The sequence below is a fragment of the Sphingomonas phyllosphaerae genome (genome assembly GCF_036946485.1).
GTDB classification, from domain to species: Bacteria; Pseudomonadota; Alphaproteobacteria; order Sphingomonadales; family Sphingomonadaceae; genus Sphingomonas; species Sphingomonas phyllosphaerae_E.
Genome location: NZ_JAQIJA010000001.1, coordinates 664,609 through 682,830 on the forward strand (window position 1 = coordinate 664,609; position 18,222 = coordinate 682,830).

Here is an 18,222-nt window from a genome sequence, read left to right on the forward strand (position 1 = left end):
CTGCATGCGGACCGAAAGTGGTCCGGGAAGATCGGGCCGTATTGCCGTCTCTTCCGTCTCGGCTCCAGCACGCCAGGGAGAGGGCTTGCGCCCCGATAGGCTGGACCCCGATTGGGTCGGGGGAATGACAAAAGGGGCGGCCTTGCGGGCCGCCCCTGATGTTACTTGCGGAGGCCGAGCTTGGCGATGAGCGCCAGATAACGCTCACCGTCCTTCTTGCGGAGATAGTCGAGCAGCGAGCGCCGCTTGTTGACCATCATCAGCAGACCGCGGCGGGAGTGGTTGTCCTTGGCGTGGCCCTTGAAGTGCTCGGTCAGGTTCTTGATCCGCTCCGTCAGGATCGCGACCTGGACCTCGGGCGAACCGGTGTCGCCTTCGGCGCGGGCATTGTCCTTGATGACTTCCTGACGGCGTTCTGCGGTAATCGACATATATGTTCCTACGACATCTTCTACAGGTTGAAGCCACGGACGACGCGAACGGAGCCTTGCTCCACCTCGACCAGTGCGACGGGCAATTCCCCCAGCATGGCAAAGGCCTGACCGTCGTCGGCGGCGATCCCGGCCAGTACACGCCCCTGACGGAGCGCCCCTGCCTGGTCGGGTGTGAGTGCGAGAGCCGGGATGTCGTCCAGCCCTGCGCTCAATGGCAGGAGAGAGTGTTCAAGGCTGCGCGCCTTAGCGATTTCGTCCAGTTTGTCCAGCGTAATCGCCCGATCGAGCGAGAACGGCCCCGCCTTGGTCCGACGCAGATAGGTGACATGCCCGACCGTGCCGAGCGCCAGCGCGATGTCGCGCGCGAGGCTGCGGATGTACGTGCCCTTCGAGACATGCGCGGTGAGCGTCGCCTGTTCGAGCGGGCCGTCGCCGGGCGCGGTCGCCAGCGTCAGCGCGTGGATCGTCACGTCGCGCGTCGCCAGCACCACCTCCTCGCCGGCGCGGGCGAGTTCATAGGCGCGCTGGCCGTCGACCTTAAGCGCAGAATAGGCCGGCGGCACCTGCGCGATCGGGCCGGTGAAGCGCGGCAGGATCGCCGCCAGCGCGGCGGCGGTGGGCCGCACGTCGCTGGTCGCGAACACCGGGCCTTCGGCGTCCAGCGTGTCGGTCTGCTCGCCGAAGCGGATCGTGAAGTCATAGACCTTGTCGCTGTCGAGCATCCGCCCGGCCAGCTTGGTCGCCTCGCCGATCGCGATCGGCAGCACGCCGGTCGCGAGCGGATCGAGCGTGCCGCCATGCCCGACCTTGGCCTTGCCATAGCCGCCGGTCCGCAGCGCGCGCTTCGCCGCCGAGACGCCCTGCGTCGAGCCGAGTTCGAGCGGCTTGTCGAGGATCAGCCATCCGTGCAGCGTCACGCCCCGATCGCTCCCGCCAGCGCCAGATACCATTCGGCGAGCGCCTGCGCGGGCGGCTGGACCAGCCGCTGGACGATGTTCGCGCCCGGCACCAGCGAGGGGAGGACGAGCAGCAGGACGATCAGCAACGGAAAGCCGAACCGCGCGAGGCGGTCCCAGCGCTGCGCGAGCGGCTCGGGCAGCAGCCCGGCGACGACATGCCCGCCGTCGAACGGCGGCAGCGGGATCAGGTTGAAGATCGCGAGGAAGACGTTGATGAGCACGAAGTTGAGCAGGTTGGCGGCAACGAACGCGGTGAGGCTGCCCGGCGCGACGCCATAGATGTCGCGCGTGAACAGCCCCAGCAGCACCGCGCCGACCAGCGCCAGCACGAGGTTCGACCCCGGCCCGGCGAGCGCGACCAGCATCATGTCGCGGCGCGGGTGGGGGAGGCGGCGCGAGTCGACCGGCACCGGCTTCGCCCAGCCGAACACCGGCGCCTTGGCGATCGCGAGCATCAGCGGCAGGGCGACCGTGCCGATCGGATCGACGTGGCGCAGCGGGTTGAGCGACAGCCGCCGCTGCTCCTCGGCGGTCGGATCGCCGAGCGCGCGCGCGGCCATTCCATGCGCGACCTCGTGGAAGACGATCGCGATGACGAGCGGGATGATCCAGATCGCCGCCGACCAGATGATGCCGTTCGGGTTCATGCCCGCGCAGATAGGGCGGGGGCGGGGGGATGGCTAGGATGATCGATCATCGTCGCCCCGGACTTGATCCGGGGTCCCGCTTTTGTTTCTAGCCGTAGGGAGCGGGATCCCGGGTCAAGCCCGGGATGACGACAATGGCGGCAAGCCGAAAGGCTTTAGTCGGCGTGGCCCAGCGCCTCGTAGAAATGCCGTCGGCACAGCGCGACATACCGATCGTTGCCGCCGATCTCGGTCTGCCGCCCCTCGGCGATCGCGCGGCCGTCGGCATCGACGCGCAGGTTCATCGTCGCCTTGCGCCCGCAGGCGCACACCGATTTGATCTCGACCAGCGAGTCCGCCAGCGCCAGCAGCCGCGCCGATCCCTCGAACAATGCGCCGCGGAAATCGGTGCGCAGTCCGTAGGCGAGCACCGGTATCCCCGCGCGATCCGCCAGCGCGGCGAGTTGATCGACCTGCGCCGCCGTGAGGAACTGCGCCTCGTCGACCAGCACGCACGCGAGCGGCGTCTCGGCGTGGCGTCGTAGTGCGTAGGCGACGATGTCCGTCGTCGTGTCGAACATCGTCGCGGGCGCCGAAAGGCCAATCCGCGAGGCGATCGTCCCCGCCGCAAAGCGATCGTCGACCGCTGCGGTGAACAGCATCGTCGCCATCCCGCGCTCGCGATAGTTGAAGTCGGCTTGCAGCAGGTTGGTCGACTTGCCGGCGTTCATGCTGGCGTAGTAGAAATAGAGCTTGGCCATGCACCCGTCAGACCGGATGATGACAATCATGTCCAGCACCGTGCCGCCTGATCTCTACCCGATCATCGTCGTGCAGGATCGTTATCAGGGCGCATATTCGGGAGGGGCATGGCTGGCTATCGCGCAGGCTGACCGACCCTTGAACGGTACGACGCGCGTCGCATGGGTCATGGTCGACGGTCCCGGCGGTGGCGATGTGCGGGCGTCGGATTTCTGAAGCGATGCCCCTTCGTGGATCGCGAGCGCAAACTCGGCCGATGACGCCATCGCCCGACTGATTGGTCGGAACAGCATCGTCGAGGCTGACAGACTCTTCGTCGTCGGTGAAGAACTTACGGTGGATAAGGACTTTGATCCGTCTGCCTTGTCGCGTCAGGCACTTGGCGGTTGGGAGATGCGGAGCACCCGCGACCCGCGCCAAGCTAGTTGCGATAGGCGACGTTCACGAAGGCCCTGACCGGCGCCTCGCAAAGCTCTGGCGGCAAGTCGATCGAGCGACCGCCGGTATCCTGCACCAACCCGTCGATCGGGATGGTCAGCGTTCCGGGGTGCCGTAGCCTGCATGAAAAGACGATTGTCCACGATCTCCAGATCGGCGGGGCCATCGACAGCGGGAGTTCATCGCAGCACGGCTCGATCCACACCGTGAGCGCTGCCGAAGCAGCGTTGCTCACGGAGATGGATATCATTCCCCGTCAAGATCGCGCGCCACCTCGGGACGGCGTAGCAGCGAGTCGATATGGCTGCCCTCGTCGAAGCTCTCGTCGGCCAGAAACTTGAGCCGCGCGGCATATTTCATCTTCACGCGCGTCGCGACCTCGCGTTGCAGATAAGCGGTGTTGGTGCGCAGCGCCTTCAGCACCGCTTCCTCGTCCTTGCCGAGCAGCGGCTTCACGAACACCGTCGCATGGCGCAGGTCGGGCGACATCCGCACCTCGGTGACGCTGACCATATGGCTGGCGAGCGTCTCGTCGTGCACGTCGCCGCGCTGCAGGATTTCGGACAGGATATGGCGAACCTGCTCGCCGACGCGCAGCGTGCGAACGGATTTTTCTGGTTTGTCGGTCATCATGGATAACTCCCTCTCCCCTCTGGGGAGAGGGGCGGGGTGAGGGGAGGGTGTCTCACCGAGACCAGCGTTCGTGTCGGCCCCTCACCCAACCCTCTCCCCACAGGGGAGAGGGCTATTTACAGTCGATTACAGCGTGCGCTCGCGCAGCTCGACCTCGAAGGTTTCGAGATAATCCCCGGCCTTGATGTCGACGAAGTTCTGCGTGAACGTGACGCCGCACTCCAGACCGGCGCGCACTTCCGGCACATCGTCCTTGAAGCGGCGCAGCGACGCGATCTCACCATTGTAGATGATGACGTCGTTGCGTGTGATGCGCGCCTTGAGCGCCTTGCGGATGACGCCTTCGGTGACGAGCAGACCGGCGGCCTTGCCATGCTTGCCCGCCGAGAAGACCTCGCGGATTTCCGCACGACCGACGACGGTTTCGAACGCCTCCGGCCCAAGCTCGCCCGCCATGCCGGCGCGGATCTCGTCGATCAGGTCGTAGATGACGTCATAGTATTTCAACGCCACCTTCTGCCGCTCGGCGATCTCGCGTGCCTTGGCATTGGCGCGGACGTGGAAGCCGATGATCGGCGCGCCGCTGGCACCCGCCAGCGTCACGTCGCTCTCGGTGATCCCGCCGACGCCCGAGTGCAGCACGCGCGCGCGGATCAGATCGGTCGAGATCTTGTTGATCGACGCGACGATCGCCTCGACCGTGCCCTGCGTATCGGCCTTCACGACCAGCGGATACTCGATCGCGGCGTTCGCGCGCAGCGCCGAGAACATGTTCTCGAGGCTGGTCGGCGCCGAGGTCGTGCGCTTCTGCGTGAGCACGCTCTGGCGATATTCCGCGACTTCGCGGGCGCGCTGCTCGTTTTCGACGACCTGCAACTGGTCGCCCGCCGACGGCGTGCCCGACAGGCCGAGCACCTCGACCGGCATCGACGGACCCGCCGCCTTGAGCTGACGCCCCTTGTCGTCGACCAGCGCGCGGACCTTGCCGCTCTCCGCGCCGACGACGAACACGTCGCCGACCCGCAGCGTGCCGCGCGTCACCAGTACGGTCGCGACCGGACCACGGCCCTTGTCGAGCTTGGCCTCAATCACGCTGCCCTCGGCGGCGCGATCCGGGTTCGCCTTCAGGTCGAGCAGTTCGGCCTGGAGCTGGATCTTCTCGATCAGCTCGTCGAGCCCGATCTTCTTGAGCGCGGAGACTTCGACGTCCTGCGTCTCGCCGCCCATCATCTCGACCTGGATGTCATGCTCGAGCAGCCGCTCGCGGACGCGCTGCGCGTTCGCCTCATGCTTGTCGATCTTGTTGATCGCCACGATCATCGGCTTGCCCGACGCCTTGGTGTGGTTGATCGCCTCGATCGTCTGCGGCATCAGCCCGTCGTCGGCGGCGACCACCAGCACCACGATGTCGGTGACATCGGCACCGCGCGCACGCATGGCGGTGAACGCCTCGTGGCCCGGCGTGTCGAGGAAGGTGATCTTCGACTTGTCCTTCAGCGTGACCTGATAGGCGCCGATATGCTGGGTGATGCCACCGGCCTCGCCGCGCACGACGTCGGTGCCGCGCAGCGCGTCGAGCAGCGAGGTCTTGCCGTGGTCGACGTGGCCCATGATCGTCACGACCGGCGGGCGCGTCTGCAGCGTCTCGGGCGCATCCTCGGTGGTGTCGATCGCGAGATCGACGTCCGAATCCGACACGCGGACGATGTTGTGGCCGAATTCGGTCACCAGCAGCTCGGCGGTGTCCTGGTCGATCGTCTGCGTCATCGTGACGGGCATGCCCATCTTGAACAGCGTCTTGACCAGATCGGCCCCGCGCTCCGCCATGCGGTTCGCGAGTTCCTGCACCGTGATCGCCTCGGGCACCTGCACGTCGCGGACCTGCTTGGCCTGCGGCTCGCGCGGGCCGCCGAAGCCACGCTTTTCCTTCTCGCGGGCGCGCTTCAGCGCCGCGAGGCTGCGGGCGCGCGCGCCGTCCTCGTTGAGCGCACGATTGACGGTCAGCTTGCCGCCGCGGCGCTCGTCACCCTTGCGATCACGCTGCTGCGGACGCGCCGGCGTGTTGTTGCGCGGGGTCGCCTGACCACTGGGCAGGCTGCGCGGCGCGTTGCTGCTGCCGCCACCCGCCGCGTTCGACGCTGCCGGGGTCGGCGTGGGGGTGGGCGCCGGAGCCGGCTTGGGCTGCGGCTTGGGAATTTCGGGACGCGCGACCGGCGAGAAGCGGCGCGGCGCGGGCATCGACGGGTCGCGACCCAACGCCAGCGTCGGCGCGGGGGCCGGCGTCGGCGCGGGGCGCGGCGCAGGAGCCGGCGTCGGTGCTGCGGCGGCCGGCGCCGGGGTCGGTGCCGGCGTCGCCTCGGCTGCCGGAGCAGGGGCGGGGGTCGGCGCGGGCGCAGGCTCCGGCGCGGCCGCCTCGACCGGCGCGGGAGCCGGCGTCGGCGCGGGCTGTGCCGCTACCGGCTCCGGCGCGGGGGTGGGGGCAGGCGTCGGCTCGGCGGCCTTGGCGGCGGCTTCCGCCTCGGCACGCGCACGCTCTTCGGCGCGACGACGCTCTTCCTCGGCGGCGCGCTGACGCTCGGCGTCCTCGCGGCGGCGGGTTTCCTCCAGCGTGTGCATCCGCTGGTCCTCGGCCTCGCGCAGCAGACGCGCCTGGCGCTCCTGCGGAGTCTCATTCGAGACCGGCGGGCGCGGGGCGGGGCGCGCGGGCGCGACCGGCGCCGCGGGGGCGGGCGTCGGCTCGGGTGCCGGGGTCGCCGCTTCGGGCGCACCGCCTTGCGGACCGAGCACGCGGCGACGCTTCACCTCGACCACCACCGTATTGCTACGGCCGTGGCTGAAGCTCTGCTTCACCTTGCCGGTCTCGACCGTGCGCTTGAGCCCCAGCGGCTGGCGCATTCCGAGTTTCGGCTTGTCGTTGTCGGTCTCGCTCACTCAAATTCCTCGTGCAGTCTCACGGCCGGTAGCGGTCGCCCTGGCAATGCCGGGCGCCGATGCGCCTTGCGCGGCCGTAGCGCAAGGTGCTGTATTCAGATCAGGGCCGATAAAGTGCAGCCAACGATCGAGCGCTTCGCTGAGTCGTTTGGCCGCAGCGCGGTCGATGACGCCGATGTGTACCACATTTTCGCGGCCCAGCGCCAACGACAATATGGGGCGCGCGACCGGCAGTGCCAAGCCCCTGACGTCGGAACCTTCGCGATCCGAGCCGACCCTCCACGCCTGCGCCAGCTTGCGGCAGCCGTCCTCGGCCGCATCGGCGGCATGGTAGAGCGCGTGGAGCTTGCCCGCGCGCGCGGCGGTCTCGATCCGCTCCGCGCCGGTCAGCACCGTGCCGCCGCGTGACTCCAGCCCGAGCCGGTCGAGCGCGTTGCGTTCCAGCGCGGCGGCGATCAGCGCAGGCAGGTCGTCGGGGATCGTCACCTCGCCGGTCTTGAACGCCCGCGCGAGCGCGCCGCGCAGCTTGCCCTTGGCGATCGCCTGTTCCAGTTCGGCGCGGTCGACCCCGATCCACGCGCCACGCCCGGGCGCCCTGGCGCGCACGTCCGGCAGCACCCGCCCGTCAGGGGCGAGCGCCAGCCGGATCAGCGCCGCGGGGGATGCGCGCTCGCGCGTGAGGATGCAGGAGCGTTCGGGGGTGCCGTCTAGCGTCTCATTGTCGGGGGTCCGCATGTGCGTCTCCCTTGGCAACGGGCGCGTCGCGGTCGGCCAGCAACTGGCCGCCCGCACCGTAATTCTCGGTCGACACTTCCTCGATCACGATCTGCACCGCGGCCGGGTTCTTGCCCAGCCGCGTGACCAGCGACGTCGTGACGTCCGCCACGATCGCCGCTTTCTGCTCGCGCGTCGCCGCGCCGGCCAGTCGGATCGATACGAACGGCATCAGGCGTCCTGATCCTCCGAAGCAGTCTCGGCCGCCGGCTCGTCGTCGAACCAGTGCGCGCGCGCGGCCATGATGATCTCATTGCCCTGCTCTTCGGTCAGGCCATATTCGCCGAGCACGCCGCCCTTGTTCTCCGGGCGATCGGTGCGGCGCGGCGCATCGTCGTTGCGGCGGCGCGGCTCGGCGCGCTTCTTCTCGACCAGCTCGTCGGTCGCCAGATCGGCGAGATCGTCGAGCGTCTTGATCCCGGCCTTGCCGAGCGTGACCAGCATCGCCTCGGTCAGATACGGCAGCTCGGCCAGCGCATCCTCGACGCCCAGCGCCTGCCGCTCCTCGCGATTGGCCTGTTCGCGACGATCGAGCGCTTCCTGCGCACGGCTCTGCAGCTCCTGCGCGAGATCCTCGTCGAAGCCCTCGATCCCGGCCAGCTCGTCCAGCTCGACATAAGCGACCTCTTCCAGCGCGCCGAAGCCTTCGGCGACCAGCAGCTGCGCCAGCGTCTCGTCGACGTCCAGCTCGTTCTGGAAGGTCTCGGAATTCTTGACGAACTCCTGCTGGCGCTTCTCGCTGGCGTCGGTCTCGGTCAGAATGTCGATCGCCTTGGCGGTCAACTGGCTGGCGAGGCGAACGTTCTGGCCGCGACGACCGATCGCGAGGCTCAGCTGATCGTCGGGGACGACCACCTCGATGCGATCCTCTTCCTCGTCGATCACCACGCGCGCGACGTTCGCCGGCTGCAACGCATTGACGACGAAGGTCGCGGTGTCGGGCGACCAGGGGATGATGTCGATCTTCTCGCCCTGCATCTCCTGCACGACGGCCTGCACGCGGCTGCCCTTCATGCCGACGCACGCGCCGACCGGATCGATGCTCGAATCGTGCGAGATGACGCCGATCTTGGCGCGGCTGCCCGGATCGCGCGCCGCGGCCTTGATCTCGATGATGCCGTCGTAGATTTCCGGCACTTCCTGCGCGAACAGCTTCTTCATGAAGTCGGGATGCGCGCGGCTCAGGAAGATCTGCGGGCCGCGGTTCTCGCGCACCACCTTCAGGATCAGCGAGCGGATGCGGTCGTTGACGCGCACCACCTCGCGCGGGATCTGCTGGTCGCGGCGGATGACGCCCTCGGCGCGGCCGAGATCGACGACGATATGGCCGAACTCGACGCGCTTGACGACGCCGGTGATGATCTCGCCGGCGCGTTCCTTGAACTCTTCATACTGGCGCTCGCGCTCGGCGTCGCGGACCTTCTGGAAGATCGTCTGCTTGGCGGCCTGCGCCTGGATGCGACCGAACTCGATCGGGGGCAGCGGATCGACCAGATAGTCGCCGACGCTCGCGCCCGGCTGCAGCTTCTGCGCGCCGTTGACGTCGACCTGCTTGTAGATGTCGTCGACCAGCTCGACCACCTCGACGACGCGCCACAAGCGCAGGTCGCCGTTGTTCGGGTCCAGCTTCGCGCGAATGTCCATTTCCTGGCCATAGCGCGTGCGCGCGGCGCGCTGGATCGCGTCCTCCATCGCCTCGATGACGATCGCCTTGTCGATCATCTTCTCCGAAGCGACCGAGTTGGCGATCGCGATCAGCTCCGCACGATTGGCGGTGACGCCGGTGGCCATCAGTGGGTTTCCTCTTCTTCGTCCGTGGACGTTATCTGAATTTCTTCTTCCGCACCCTCCATCGAGAGCGGGACGGTGGCCTCGATCAGGCGATCGGTCAGCACCAGCTTGGCATCGGCGATCAGCGCGAACGGCACCTGCTCCAGCACGCCGGTACGCGGGTGGCGGATCGCGATCATCCCGTCGGCGCCGATGCCTTCGAGGTCGCCCTTGAACTGCTTCTGCCCGTCGACCGCCTCGGTCAGCACGATGCGCGCCTCATGCCCGGCCCAGTCGATGAAGTCCTGCTTGCGGGTCAGCGGGCGGTCGATGCCCGGCGACGACACTTCCAGCCGGTACGCGCCCTCGATCGGGTCCTTGCCGGCTTCCTCCAGCGCGTCGAGCTTGTCCGAGATGCGGCGCGACAGTTCGGCGCAATCGTCGATGTTCAGCTGCCGCGTGTCGGGCCGCTCGGCCATGATCTGCAACGTGCGCTCGTCGTCCTTGCCGAACAGCCGGACGCGCACCAGCGCGAAGCCGAGCGCCTCGGCTTCTGGCTCGATCAACCGGACGAGGGGAGTGATGTCGTTCAAAAGCACCTACCGCACATGCGTTTCTTGCCGCCGCGGAGCGAGCCCCGCAGCCCCTTATCACCTGACGATGTAAGAGAAAGCACGGTCCATATAGCGCCACTTCGTCACCGTCGCAAGCACCTGACCCAAGGGGGTGGAACAATGCCGGGAACGCGGGTTTGTTGGGTGAAATCTGCGTGAAAAGGAGAAGAGGGTTGCTGTATCGTCTCGCGTTCGCTGCCGTCGCGCTGAGCGCCGCAGCCGCCTGCAATGGTGAGGATTCGGCCGCGGTGCAGCCGATCGCCGATGCCCCGGTCGCGCCCGCCCCGACGCCGAGCCCGTCGCCCTCGCCATTGCCCAGCGGCACGCCGGTGGCCGGGACGCCGTTCGCCCGCGCGGTGGTGGCCGATTTCGACGCGCCCTGGGCCATGACCTTCCTTCCCGATCGCCGGATGCTCGTCACCGAGAAGAAGGGTGACCTGCTGCTCGTCGCTGCCGATGGATCGTCGCGACGCACGATCGCGACCATCGACGTCGACTCGGCTGGGCAGGGCGGGTTGATGGACGTGGTGCTCGCCCCCGATTTCGCGACAAGCAAGCGGGTCTATTTCAGCTATTCGGCCGGTGGCCAGGGTGGCAGGGGCGTGGTGCTTGCGCGCGGCGTGCTCTCGGGTGACGCCGGGGCCGAACGGCTGGCGTCGATCGAAACATTGTACCGCGCCACGCCGCTCGTGACGGGCGATGGCCATTATTCGGGGCGCATCGCTTTCTCACCCGACGGCCAATATCTGTTCTTCACCAACGGCGACCGGCAGAAGTTCACGCCCGCGCAGGATAAAGGCGGCTCGCTGGGCAAGGTGCTGCGGCTCACCCCCGACGGCAAACCGGCGGCGAACAACCCGCTCGCGGCGCAGGGATTTCTTCCCGAAGTGTGGAGCTATGGCCACCGCAACCTGCTCGGCCTCGCTTTCGATGCACAGGGCAATCTGTGGGAGCAGGAGATGGGGCCGAAAGGCGGGGATGAGGTCAATCTGATCCTGCCGGGCCGCAATTACGGCTGGCCGAACGTCTCGAACGGGTCGAACTACGACGGCAGCGACATCCCGGATCACGCGCCCGGCGATGGCTTCGAAGCGCCGAAGGTGTGGTGGAATCCGGTGATCTCGCCGGGCGGGCTGATGATCTATTCGGGCGACCTGTTCCCGCAATACAAGGGCGACGCCTTCATCGGCGGGCTGTCGTCGCAGTCGCTGGTGCGGGTCGATCTGAACGGCACGAACGCCAGCAAGGGCGATCAATGGTCGCTGGGGGCACGGATCCGCGAGGTGGAGCAAGGGCCGGATGGCGCGATCTATGTGCTGGAGGATGGCGGCGACTCGCAGGGGCGGTTGCTGCGGTTGACGCCGGTGGCGTGAACCGCCACGCACTTGCTTGGTAGAAGGAAGACACTTGCTTGGTAGAAGGAAGAAGCGGGATCCCGGATCAAGTCCGGGATGACGACGGGGGGGGCAGGTGACGGCCCCACCCGAACCGTCGCCCCTGCGCAGGCAGGGGCCCATGTCTGTCGATTGTCGCGTAACGCCAGACACAGTCCCCGTTCGCTTGTGTGTCAGATGCGTCGCGCCTCCACGAACAGCCATAGGCTCCTGCCTCCGCAGGAGCGACGGCTGGGTTGGAACGACCGACGCGCCTCTTGACGCTGCACCGCAGCATCACCAGCTATGCGCTTCACCAGAATAGCCGAAATCGGGGAACTCGCATGGCCACCGCCATCGCCGACGTGCGCACCGCACCCGTCGGCATTATCCATTTGTCGCTCGCGGTTGGCGGGTTCGCGATCGGCACCACCGAATTCGCGACGATGAGCCTGCTCCCCGATATGGCGCGCGATCTCGGTGTCGACGCGCCCACCGCCGGGCACGTCATCAGCGCCTATGCGCTGGGCGTGGTGGTGGGTGCGCCGCTGCTCGCGGTGCTCGGCGCGCGGATGGCGCGGCGGCACCTGCTGATCGCGCTGATGACGCTGTTCGCGCTCGGCAACGGCCTTTCCGCGCTGGCGCCCAGTTATGGCTGGATGATGCTGTTCCGCTTCATGGCCGGGCTGCCGCACGGCGCCTATTTCGGGATCGCGATGCTCGTCGCGGCGTCGCTGGTCGATGCGGGCAGGCGGACGCAGGCGGTGGCGCGCGTCATGCTGGGGTTGACGGTCGCGACGATCGTCGGCGTGCCGCTCGCCAATTTCATGGGGCAATTGCTCGGCTGGCGGTCGTGCTTCATCGTCGTCGCGGGGCTGGCGGCGCTCACCGCTGCGCTGGTCGCGATCTTCGCGCCACGCGATCGTGGCGATCCGGCGGCGAGCCCGCTGTCGGAACTGCGCGCGCTCAAGCGTCCGCAGGTGTGGCTGACGCTCGGCATCGGCGCGATCGGCTTCGGCGGATTGTTCGCGGTCTACACCTATCTGGCGGACACGATGGCCGACGTGACGCAGGTCGGCCCGCGCATGGTGCCGTTCGCGCTTGCCGCGTTCGGCGTCGGCATGACCGCGGGCAATCTGATCGTGCCCAAATTCGCCGACCGCGCCTTGCTGCCGACCGCGGCTGCGGTGCTGGTATGGAGCATCGTCGCGCTGCTGCTCTGGCCGGTGGCGGCGCAGCATTTCGCGACCGTGCTGGTGGCGATGGTCGCGATCGGGATCGGCGGGTCGCTCGGCACCGTGCTGCAGACCCGGCTGATGGACGTGGCGGGCGATGCTCAGGCGCTGGCGGCGGCGCTCAATCATTCGGCGTTCAACACCGCCAATGCGCTGGGGCCGTGGCTGGGCGGGATGGCGATCGCCGCCGGTTGGGGCTGGACGTCGACCGGACCGGTCGGCGCGGCGCTCGCCGTCGCGGGGCTGATCGTGCTTGCCGTGTCCTGGGCCGTGGACCGTCGCGCCGCTACATGACGATCCCGGGCTTCGCCTCCGCGATCGCCGCCAGCACCATCCGCTCCCAAACGGCAACATCGCCGGCCGCCGCCATCGCGGGGCTTGGCGCGCGCATCGTGTGCAGCACCGCGATCGCATCGTCGCGGTGATCCTTCCACTGCGCATCGACCAGCGCGCTGGGCGACTCGACGGTGCCGTGACCGTTGGCGCTGAGGTGTTGCGCGGCGAGCACGCGCGCGATCCGCTCGACGACCGGGGAGGTAGCAGTGTCCATCAGCGATCTCCTTCTCCTGCGTGATGAACGTGCCGCGCGCGTAACGGCTCCACTCCGCGATTGACTCGTGCCACGGCGGGCGTAGAGGGCGCTTCAGTCGATGCCGCGCAAGGGGCATGGGCAGGCGCGGGAGAGCGCGGCCGGCCTTTCAGGTCATCAGCCGCCGCCGAAGGAGCAACCACCCCGGAATCTCTCAGGCAGAAGGGACCGCGCCGGCCGATCGACACTCTGGAAAGCGGTATGCGGGCGTGCCCGCACACCCACCGAAGGGGTAACCCGGCGCGTCCGGGGAAAGCTCTCAGGTTCCGTGACAGAGGGGGACATTCGGATTGCCAGCGGGCTTCGGCCCCGCGCGACCGGCCTCTTGCGACGGAAGACCTGTGATGAGCGATACGCCCGTTACCCATGAAGACGACGGTTTCGAACCGCTGGAGATCCTGACGCTCCCGCTCGACGCCTGGCACCGCGCGAAGGGCGGCCGGATGGTCGAGTTCGCCGGCTATCACATGCCCGTCCAGTACGAAGGCATCATGGCCGAGCACCTGTGGACGCGCGAGAACGCCGGGCTGTTCGACGTCAGCCACATGGGCCAGCTGTCGATCACCGGCGAGGGCGTCGCGACCGCGCTCGAGGCATTGATGCCCGCCGCGATCAGCGACGCACCGCTCAACAAGGCGCGCTATTCGCTGCTCCTCAATGAGGAGGGCGGGGTGCTCGACGATCTGATGCTGACGCCGCAGGCGCCGGATCGCATCTACATGGTCGTCAACGGCGCGACCAAGTACGACGACGTCGCGCACATGATCGAGCATCTGCCCGACGACATCACGCTCAACATGATGGAAGACCACGCGCTGCTCGCGGTGCAGGGCCCGAAGGCGGTCGAGGCGGTCGCGCGGCTGGTGCCCGGCGTCGCGGCGCTGACCTTCATGCAGGCCGGCGCGTTCGAGTGGAACGGCCATGCGCTGTGGATCAGCCGCTCGGGCTATACCGGCGAGGACGGCGTCGAGATGTCGGTGCCCGCCGAGGCCGCCGAGGCGTTCGCCGATGCGCTGGTCGCGCAGCCCGAAATCAAGCCGATCGGGCTCGGCGCGCGGGACTCGCTGCGGCTCGAGGCCGGACTGCCGCTCTACGGCCACGATCTCGATCCCGCGATCACCCCGGTGCAGGCCGATCTCGGCTTTGCCTTGTTCAAGCGCCGCCGCGAGGCCGCCGACTTTCCCGGCGCGGCGCGCATCCTCGCCGAGCGCGAGAATGGCCCCGCCACCAAGCGCGTCGGGCTGCTGGTCGAGGGGCGTCAGCCGGTCCGCGAGGGCGCCGACGTGCTCGACGCCGCAGGCACGGTCGTCGGCCGTGTCACCAGCGGCGGCTTCGCCCCGACGGTCGGCGCGCCGATCGCGATGGCTTATGTCCCGCTCGCCGATGCCGTGCCCGGCACCGTCGTCACCTTGTCGCAGCGTGGCAAGGCGCACCGCGCCACCGTCACCGCCATGCCCTTTGTTCCCCACCGCTACTTCCGAGGAGTGAAGTAAAGATGAGCCGTTATTTCACCGAGGATCACGAGTGGATCGACGTCGATGGCGACACCGGCACGGTCGGCATCAGCGACTATGCGCAGGGCCAGCTCGGCGACATCGTGTTCGTCGAAGTGCCTGACGCGGGCCGCTCGCTGGCGAAGGGCGACGAGGCCGCGGTGGTCGAGAGCGTCAAGGCCGCGTCGGACGTCTATTCGCCGGTTTCGGGTACGGTGCTCGAAGGCAATCCGGCGCTGACTGACGAGCCGGCGCTGGTTAACAGCGACCCGGAGGGCGAGGGCTGGTTCTTCAAGATCACGCTGTCGGACGCGTCCGAGCTCGACGCGCTGATGGACGAAACCGCCTACGCCGCCTTCGTCGCGAAGCTGTGACGTAACATAGCCCCCTGCCCATCGGGGAGGGGGTTGGGGAGGGGCGCGTGCTCGCGGAACGTCAGCCGTTCCGTCCGCTGCTGCCCGTACCCCCGGACGCTACCCCTCCCCCGACCCCTCCCCGCCGGGGAGGGGGGAGAATGACAAAATGCGCTACCTGCCCCTGACCCCCACCGACCGCCAGGACATGCTGGCCGTGATCGGCGCATCGTCGATCGACGCGCTGTTCGCCGACGTGCCCGAGGCCGCGCGGCTCGACGGCCCGATCCACGATCTGCCCAACCACGCCAGCGAGCTGGCGGTCGAGCGCCACATGGCCGCTCTCGCGCGCAAGAACACGGTGGCGGGCGAGGTGCCGTTCTTCCTGGGGGCCGGGGCGTATCGCCATCACGTTCCCGCCAGCGTCGATCACCTGATCCAGCGCGGCGAGTTCCTGACCGCCTATACGCCGTATCAGCCGGAGATCGCGCAGGGCACGCTCCAGATGCTGTTCGAGTTCCAGACGCAGGTCGCCGCCTTGCTCGGCACCGATGTCGCGAACGCCAGCATGTACGACGGCTCGACCGCGTGCTGGGAAGCGATCGGCATGGCGCGCCGCATCACGCGGCGCGGCAAGGCGATCCTGTCGGGCGGGCTGCACCCGCATTACGTCTCGGTCGCGAAGACGATGGCCAAGTACACCGGCGACGTACTCGACACCGCGCTGCCGGCGCTCTCCGCCGACACCGATCTCGACGCGCTGATCGCCAAGATCGACGACGACACGTCGTGCGTCGTCGTCCAATATCCCGACATCCTCGGCCGCATCGCCGACCTGACCCCGCTGGCCGATGCCTGCCATGCGAAGAAGGCGCTGCTGATCGCGGTCGTCACCGAGCCGGTCGCGCTCGGCGCGTTGCGCGCCCCCGGCGAGATGGACGCCGACATCGTCGTCGGCGAAGGCCAGTCGCTCGGCGTCGGGCTCCAGTTCGGCGGTCCGTATGTCGGTCTGTTCGGCTGCAAGGAAAAATACGTCCGCCAGATGCCGGGCCGGCTGTGCGGGCAGACCGTCGATGCCGATGGCCGTCGCGGCTTCGTGCTGACGCTCTCCACCCGCGAGCAGCACATCCGCCGCGAAAAGGCGACCAGCAACATCTGCACCAATTCCGGGCTGTGTGCGCTGGCGTTCTCGATCCATATGACCTTGCTGGGCGAGGCGGGGCTGCGACAACTGGCGGCGCTCAACCACGCGGGTGCGTGCCGTGCGGCGGACCGGCTGGCCAAGGTGCCGGGCGTGCGCGTCGTCAACGACACGTTCTTCAACGAATTCACGCTCGATATCGGACGGGAGGCGCGACCGGTCGTGCGCGCGCTCGCCGACAAGGGCGTGCTGGCAGGCGTGTCGCTCGGCCGGCTGTACCCGGGCGAGGACGCGCTGGCGAACGGGCTGATCGTCGCGGTCACCGAGACCGCGACCGACGAGGATATCGAGGCGCTGGCGACCGCGCTTGAGGAGGCACTGGCATGAGCATCAACGCAAGCGGCTGGAAGCCGACCGCCCCCGTCAAGGGCGAGGGCGCTGCGCCCACCTTCACCGGCAACAAGGCGCTGATGCTCGAAGAGCCGCTGATCTTCGAGATCGGCTCGACCGAGACGACGGGGGTAGATTTTGCCACTGCTCCCTCTCCCCTCCGGGGAGAGGGCAGGGGTGAGGGGCCGGTGTCTCACGGAGAGGTCGGTCTCGGTGAGACATCAGCCCCTCACCCAACCCTCTCCCCAGAGGGGAGAGGGCTTAACAAGCTCGGAACCCTCCAACGCACTACCCCGATCGGCCTCCCCGGCCTGTCGGAGCAGGAGACGGTGCGCCACTACACCCGCCTCAGCCGCCAGAATTACGCGATCGACCTCGGGCTGTTCCCGCTTGGTTCGTGCACGATGAAGCACAATCCGCGCCTGAACGAGAAGGTCGCGCGGATGCCGGGCTTCGCCGACATCCACCCGCTCCAGCCGGTCGACACCGTGCAGGGCGCGCTGGGCGTCATCAACGAACTGGCGGTGTGGCTGATCAAGCTGACCGGCATGTACGGCGTCGCGATGAGCCCCAAGGCCGGCGCGCACGGCGAGCTGTGCGGCATCCTGTGCATCAAGGCGGCGCTGGAGAAGCGCGGCGAGGGCCACCGCAAGGTCGTGCTGGTGCCCGAAAGCGCACACGGCACCAACCCGGCGACCGCGGCCTTCGCGGGCTTCACGGTCGAGGACATCCCCGCGACCGCCGACGGCCGCGTCGACACCGCAGCGCTCAAAGCGCGGCTCGGACCGGACGTCGCGGCGGTGATGATCACCAACCCGAACACCTGCGGACTGTTCGAGCGCGATCTCAAGGAGATCAGCGACGCGGTCCACGCCGCGGGCGGCTACGTCTATTGCGACGGCGCGAACTTTAACGCGATCGTCGGGCGCGTGCGGCCCGGCGACCTCGGCGTCGATGCGATGCACATCAACCTGCACAAGACCTTCTCGACCCCGCACGGCGGGGGCGGGCCGGGCTCGGGGCCGGTGGTGCTGTCGGAGGCGCTCGCGCCGTTCGGCCCGCTGCCGTTCACCGCGCGGATGGCCGACGGGCACATCCAGCTGATCGAAGAAGAGACCGCCGGCGACGACCACCCCGACACGTTCGGGCGCATGGTCGCCTTCCACGGCCAGATGGGCATGTTCACCCGCGCGCTGGCGTACATCCTCAGCCACGGCGCGGACGGGTTGAAGCAGGTCGCCGAGGACGCGGTGCTCAACGCCAATTACGTGCTGCGCTCGCTGGAGGACGTGCTCGACGCACCGTTCGCCGGGTCGGGGCCGTGCATGCACGAGGCGATCTTCTCGGATAAGGGCTTTGCGGCCGGCTTCTCGACGATCGACGCCGCCAAGGCGCTGATCGACGAGGGCTTCCACCCGATGACCATGTATTTCCCGCTGGTCGTCCACGGTGCGATGCTGATCGAGCCGACCGAGACGGAAAGCCGCGCCGCGCTCGACCAGTTCATCGCCGCGCTGCGTTCAGTGGCCGAGCGGGCGAAGGCGGGCGACCCGTCGCTCAAGACCGCCCCGCACTTCGCCCCGCGTGCACGCCTCGACGAGACGCTCGCGGCGCGCAAGCCGGTGCTGACGTGGAAGCCGCCGGTCGAGGTGGCAGAGGCGGCGGAGTAGGTCGATACCGTCATTGCGAGCGTAGCGAAGCAATCCA

Annotated in this window: 19 protein-coding genes and 2 riboswitches; of the genes, 7 read left to right on the plus strand and 12 right to left on the minus strand. The window is 68.2% G+C overall.

Going from position 1 to position 18,222, the window contains the following annotated elements:
* Positions 1-161: 161 nt before the first annotated feature.
* The 4 genes from rpsO to PGN16_RS03020 form a co-directional block, all read right to left on the minus strand.
* The gene (rpsO, locus tag PGN16_RS03005; protein WP_294195780.1) at positions 162-431 is read right to left on the minus strand and encodes a 30S ribosomal protein S15; all 270 of its coding nucleotides are present in this window, start codon (positions 429-431) and stop codon (positions 162-164) included.
* A 20-nt stretch (positions 432-451) separates the two neighbouring features.
* Positions 452-1,384, minus strand: a complete 933-nt coding sequence (truB, locus tag PGN16_RS03010) for a tRNA pseudouridine(55) synthase TruB (RefSeq protein WP_335307917.1) — start codon at positions 1,382-1,384, stop codon at positions 452-454.
* Positions 1,348-2,040 carry a site-2 protease family protein gene (locus PGN16_RS03015; protein ID WP_335307918.1) on the minus strand — a complete coding sequence of 231 codons (693 nt, stop codon included), beginning with the start codon at positions 2,038-2,040 and terminating at the stop codon, positions 1,348-1,350. Before PGN16_RS03015 ends, truB begins: the two co-directional genes overlap by 37 nt.
* 155 nt (positions 2,041-2,195) lie before the next feature.
* On the minus strand, positions 2,196-2,780 hold the full coding sequence (locus PGN16_RS03020) for a thymidine kinase (protein ID WP_335307919.1): 585 nt from the start codon (positions 2,778-2,780) through the stop codon (positions 2,196-2,198).
* 28 nt (positions 2,781-2,808) lie between these two features.
* Here PGN16_RS03020 and PGN16_RS03025 point away from each other — a divergent pair, with 28 nt between their 5' ends.
* Positions 2,809-2,997: a hypothetical protein gene (locus tag PGN16_RS03025; RefSeq protein ID WP_335307920.1), complete on the plus strand. Its 189-nt coding sequence runs from the start codon at positions 2,809-2,811 to the stop codon at positions 2,995-2,997.
* 205 nt (positions 2,998-3,202) lie between these two features.
* Here the strand turns inward: PGN16_RS03025 and PGN16_RS03030 are convergent, their stop codons facing one another.
* The 7 genes from PGN16_RS03030 to rimP form a co-directional block, all read right to left on the minus strand.
* Positions 3,203-3,454: a hypothetical protein gene (locus PGN16_RS03030; protein ID WP_335307921.1), complete on the minus strand. Its 252-nt coding sequence runs from the start codon at positions 3,452-3,454 to the stop codon at positions 3,203-3,205.
* Positions 3,455-3,465: 11 nt separating this feature from the next.
* On the minus strand, positions 3,466-3,852 hold the full coding sequence (rbfA, locus tag PGN16_RS03035) for a 30S ribosome-binding factor RbfA (protein WP_443019569.1): 387 nt from the start codon (positions 3,850-3,852) through the stop codon (positions 3,466-3,468).
* A 126-nt stretch (positions 3,853-3,978) separates the two neighbouring features.
* Positions 3,979-6,783 (minus strand): translation initiation factor IF-2, encoded by a 2,805-nt coding sequence (gene infB, locus PGN16_RS03040; protein ID WP_335307923.1) that lies wholly within the window; start codon positions 6,781-6,783, stop codon positions 3,979-3,981.
* The gene (locus tag PGN16_RS03045; protein ID WP_335307924.1) at positions 6,784-7,518 is read right to left on the minus strand and encodes a DUF448 domain-containing protein; all 735 of its coding nucleotides are present in this window, start codon (positions 7,516-7,518) and stop codon (positions 6,784-6,786) included.
* Positions 7,499-7,729: a tautomerase family protein gene (locus PGN16_RS03050; protein WP_184039508.1), complete on the minus strand. Its 231-nt coding sequence runs from the start codon at positions 7,727-7,729 to the stop codon at positions 7,499-7,501. Before PGN16_RS03050 ends, PGN16_RS03045 begins: the two co-directional genes overlap by 20 nt.
* A complete protein-coding gene (gene nusA, locus PGN16_RS03055; protein ID WP_335307925.1) occupies positions 7,729-9,348 on the minus strand; it encodes a transcription termination factor NusA in 1,620 nt (539 codons plus the stop codon). The genes PGN16_RS03050 and nusA overlap by 1 nt, the downstream gene beginning before the upstream one ends.
* On the minus strand, positions 9,348-9,920 hold the full coding sequence (gene rimP, locus PGN16_RS03060) for a ribosome maturation protein RimP (RefSeq protein ID WP_335308378.1): 573 nt from the start codon (positions 9,918-9,920) through the stop codon (positions 9,348-9,350). Before rimP ends, nusA begins: the two co-directional genes overlap by 1 nt.
* Before the next feature lie 332 nt (positions 9,921-10,252).
* Here rimP and PGN16_RS03065 point away from each other — a divergent pair, with 332 nt between their 5' ends.
* Together PGN16_RS03065 and PGN16_RS03070 are read left to right on the plus strand one after the other, a co-directional pair.
* Positions 10,253-11,314 (plus strand): PQQ-dependent sugar dehydrogenase, encoded by a 1,062-nt coding sequence (locus tag PGN16_RS03065; protein ID WP_335308379.1) that lies wholly within the window; start codon positions 10,253-10,255, stop codon positions 11,312-11,314.
* A gap of 344 nt (positions 11,315-11,658) precedes the next feature.
* The gene (locus tag PGN16_RS03070; RefSeq protein ID WP_335307926.1) at positions 11,659-12,843 is read left to right on the plus strand and encodes an MFS transporter; all 1,185 of its coding nucleotides are present in this window, start codon (positions 11,659-11,661) and stop codon (positions 12,841-12,843) included.
* Here PGN16_RS03070 and PGN16_RS03075 read toward each other — a convergent pair.
* A complete protein-coding gene (locus PGN16_RS03075; protein WP_028966099.1) occupies positions 12,836-13,099 on the minus strand; it encodes a hypothetical protein in 264 nt (87 codons plus the stop codon). The two genes, PGN16_RS03070 and PGN16_RS03075, sit on opposite strands and share 8 nt — an antisense overlap.
* A 117-nt stretch (positions 13,100-13,216) precedes the next feature.
* A riboswitch (glycine riboswitch) is annotated at positions 13,217-13,319 on the plus strand.
* Positions 13,320-13,423: riboswitch (glycine riboswitch) on the plus strand.
* A gap of 59 nt (positions 13,424-13,482) precedes the next feature.
* Here PGN16_RS03075 and gcvT point away from each other — a divergent pair.
* The 4 genes from gcvT (at position 13,483) to gcvPB (ending at position 18,185) form a co-directional block, all read left to right on the plus strand.
* Positions 13,483-14,631, plus strand: a complete 1,149-nt coding sequence (gene gcvT, locus PGN16_RS03080; RefSeq protein WP_335307927.1) for a glycine cleavage system aminomethyltransferase GcvT — start codon at positions 13,483-13,485, stop codon at positions 14,629-14,631.
* A gap of 2 nt (positions 14,632-14,633) precedes the next feature.
* Positions 14,634-15,005, plus strand: a complete 372-nt coding sequence (gcvH, locus tag PGN16_RS03085) for a glycine cleavage system protein GcvH (RefSeq protein ID WP_335307928.1) — start codon at positions 14,634-14,636, stop codon at positions 15,003-15,005.
* 148 nt (positions 15,006-15,153) lie between these two features.
* Positions 15,154-16,512, plus strand: a complete 1,359-nt coding sequence (gene gcvPA / locus PGN16_RS03090; protein ID WP_335307929.1) for an aminomethyl-transferring glycine dehydrogenase subunit GcvPA — start codon at positions 15,154-15,156, stop codon at positions 16,510-16,512.
* Complete coding sequence (gene gcvPB / locus PGN16_RS03095) at positions 16,509-18,185, plus strand: aminomethyl-transferring glycine dehydrogenase subunit GcvPB (protein ID WP_335307930.1); 1,677 nt, start codon at positions 16,509-16,511, stop codon at positions 18,183-18,185. The genes gcvPA and gcvPB overlap by 4 nt, the downstream gene beginning before the upstream one ends.
* Positions 18,186-18,222 lie beyond the last annotated feature (37 nt).

Coding starts and splice junctions, on each gene's coding strand:
- PGN16_RS03050 (WP_184039508.1), bottom strand. CDS start 7,729: ATGCCGTTCGTATCGATCCGACTGGCCGGCGCGGCGACGCGCGAGCAG.
- nusA (WP_335307925.1), bottom strand. CDS start 9,348: ATGGCCACCGGCGTCACCGCCAATCGTGCGGAGCTGATCGCGATCGCC.
- PGN16_RS03020 (WP_335307919.1), bottom strand. CDS start 2,780: ATGGCCAAGCTCTATTTCTACTACGCCAGCATGAACGCCGGCAAGTCG.
- truB (WP_335307917.1), bottom strand. CDS start 1,384: ATGGTATCTGGCGCTGGCGGGAGCGATCGGGGCGTGACGCTGCACGGA.
- gcvH (WP_335307928.1), top strand. CDS start 14,634: ATGAGCCGTTATTTCACCGAGGATCACGAGTGGATCGACGTCGATGGC.
- PGN16_RS03045 (WP_335307924.1), bottom strand. CDS start 7,518: ATGCGGACCCCCGACAATGAGACGCTAGACGGCACCCCCGAACGCTCC.
- gcvT (WP_335307927.1), top strand. CDS start 13,483: ATGAGCGATACGCCCGTTACCCATGAAGACGACGGTTTCGAACCGCTG.
- PGN16_RS03015 (WP_335307918.1), bottom strand. CDS start 2,040: ATGAACCCGAACGGCATCATCTGGTCGGCGGCGATCTGGATCATCCCG.
- PGN16_RS03025 (WP_335307920.1), top strand. CDS start 2,809: ATGTCCAGCACCGTGCCGCCTGATCTCTACCCGATCATCGTCGTGCAG.
- gcvPB (WP_335307930.1), top strand. CDS start 16,509: ATGAGCATCAACGCAAGCGGCTGGAAGCCGACCGCCCCCGTCAAGGGC.
- rpsO (WP_294195780.1), bottom strand. CDS start 431: ATGTCGATTACCGCAGAACGCCGTCAGGAAGTCATCAAGGACAATGCC.
- rbfA (WP_443019569.1), bottom strand. CDS start 3,852: ATGATGACCGACAAACCAGAAAAATCCGTTCGCACGCTGCGCGTCGGC.
- gcvPA (WP_335307929.1), top strand. CDS start 15,154: ATGCGCTACCTGCCCCTGACCCCCACCGACCGCCAGGACATGCTGGCC.
- PGN16_RS03075 (WP_028966099.1), bottom strand. CDS start 13,099: ATGGACACTGCTACCTCCCCGGTCGTCGAGCGGATCGCGCGCGTGCTC.
- PGN16_RS03070 (WP_335307926.1), top strand. CDS start 11,659: ATGGCCACCGCCATCGCCGACGTGCGCACCGCACCCGTCGGCATTATC.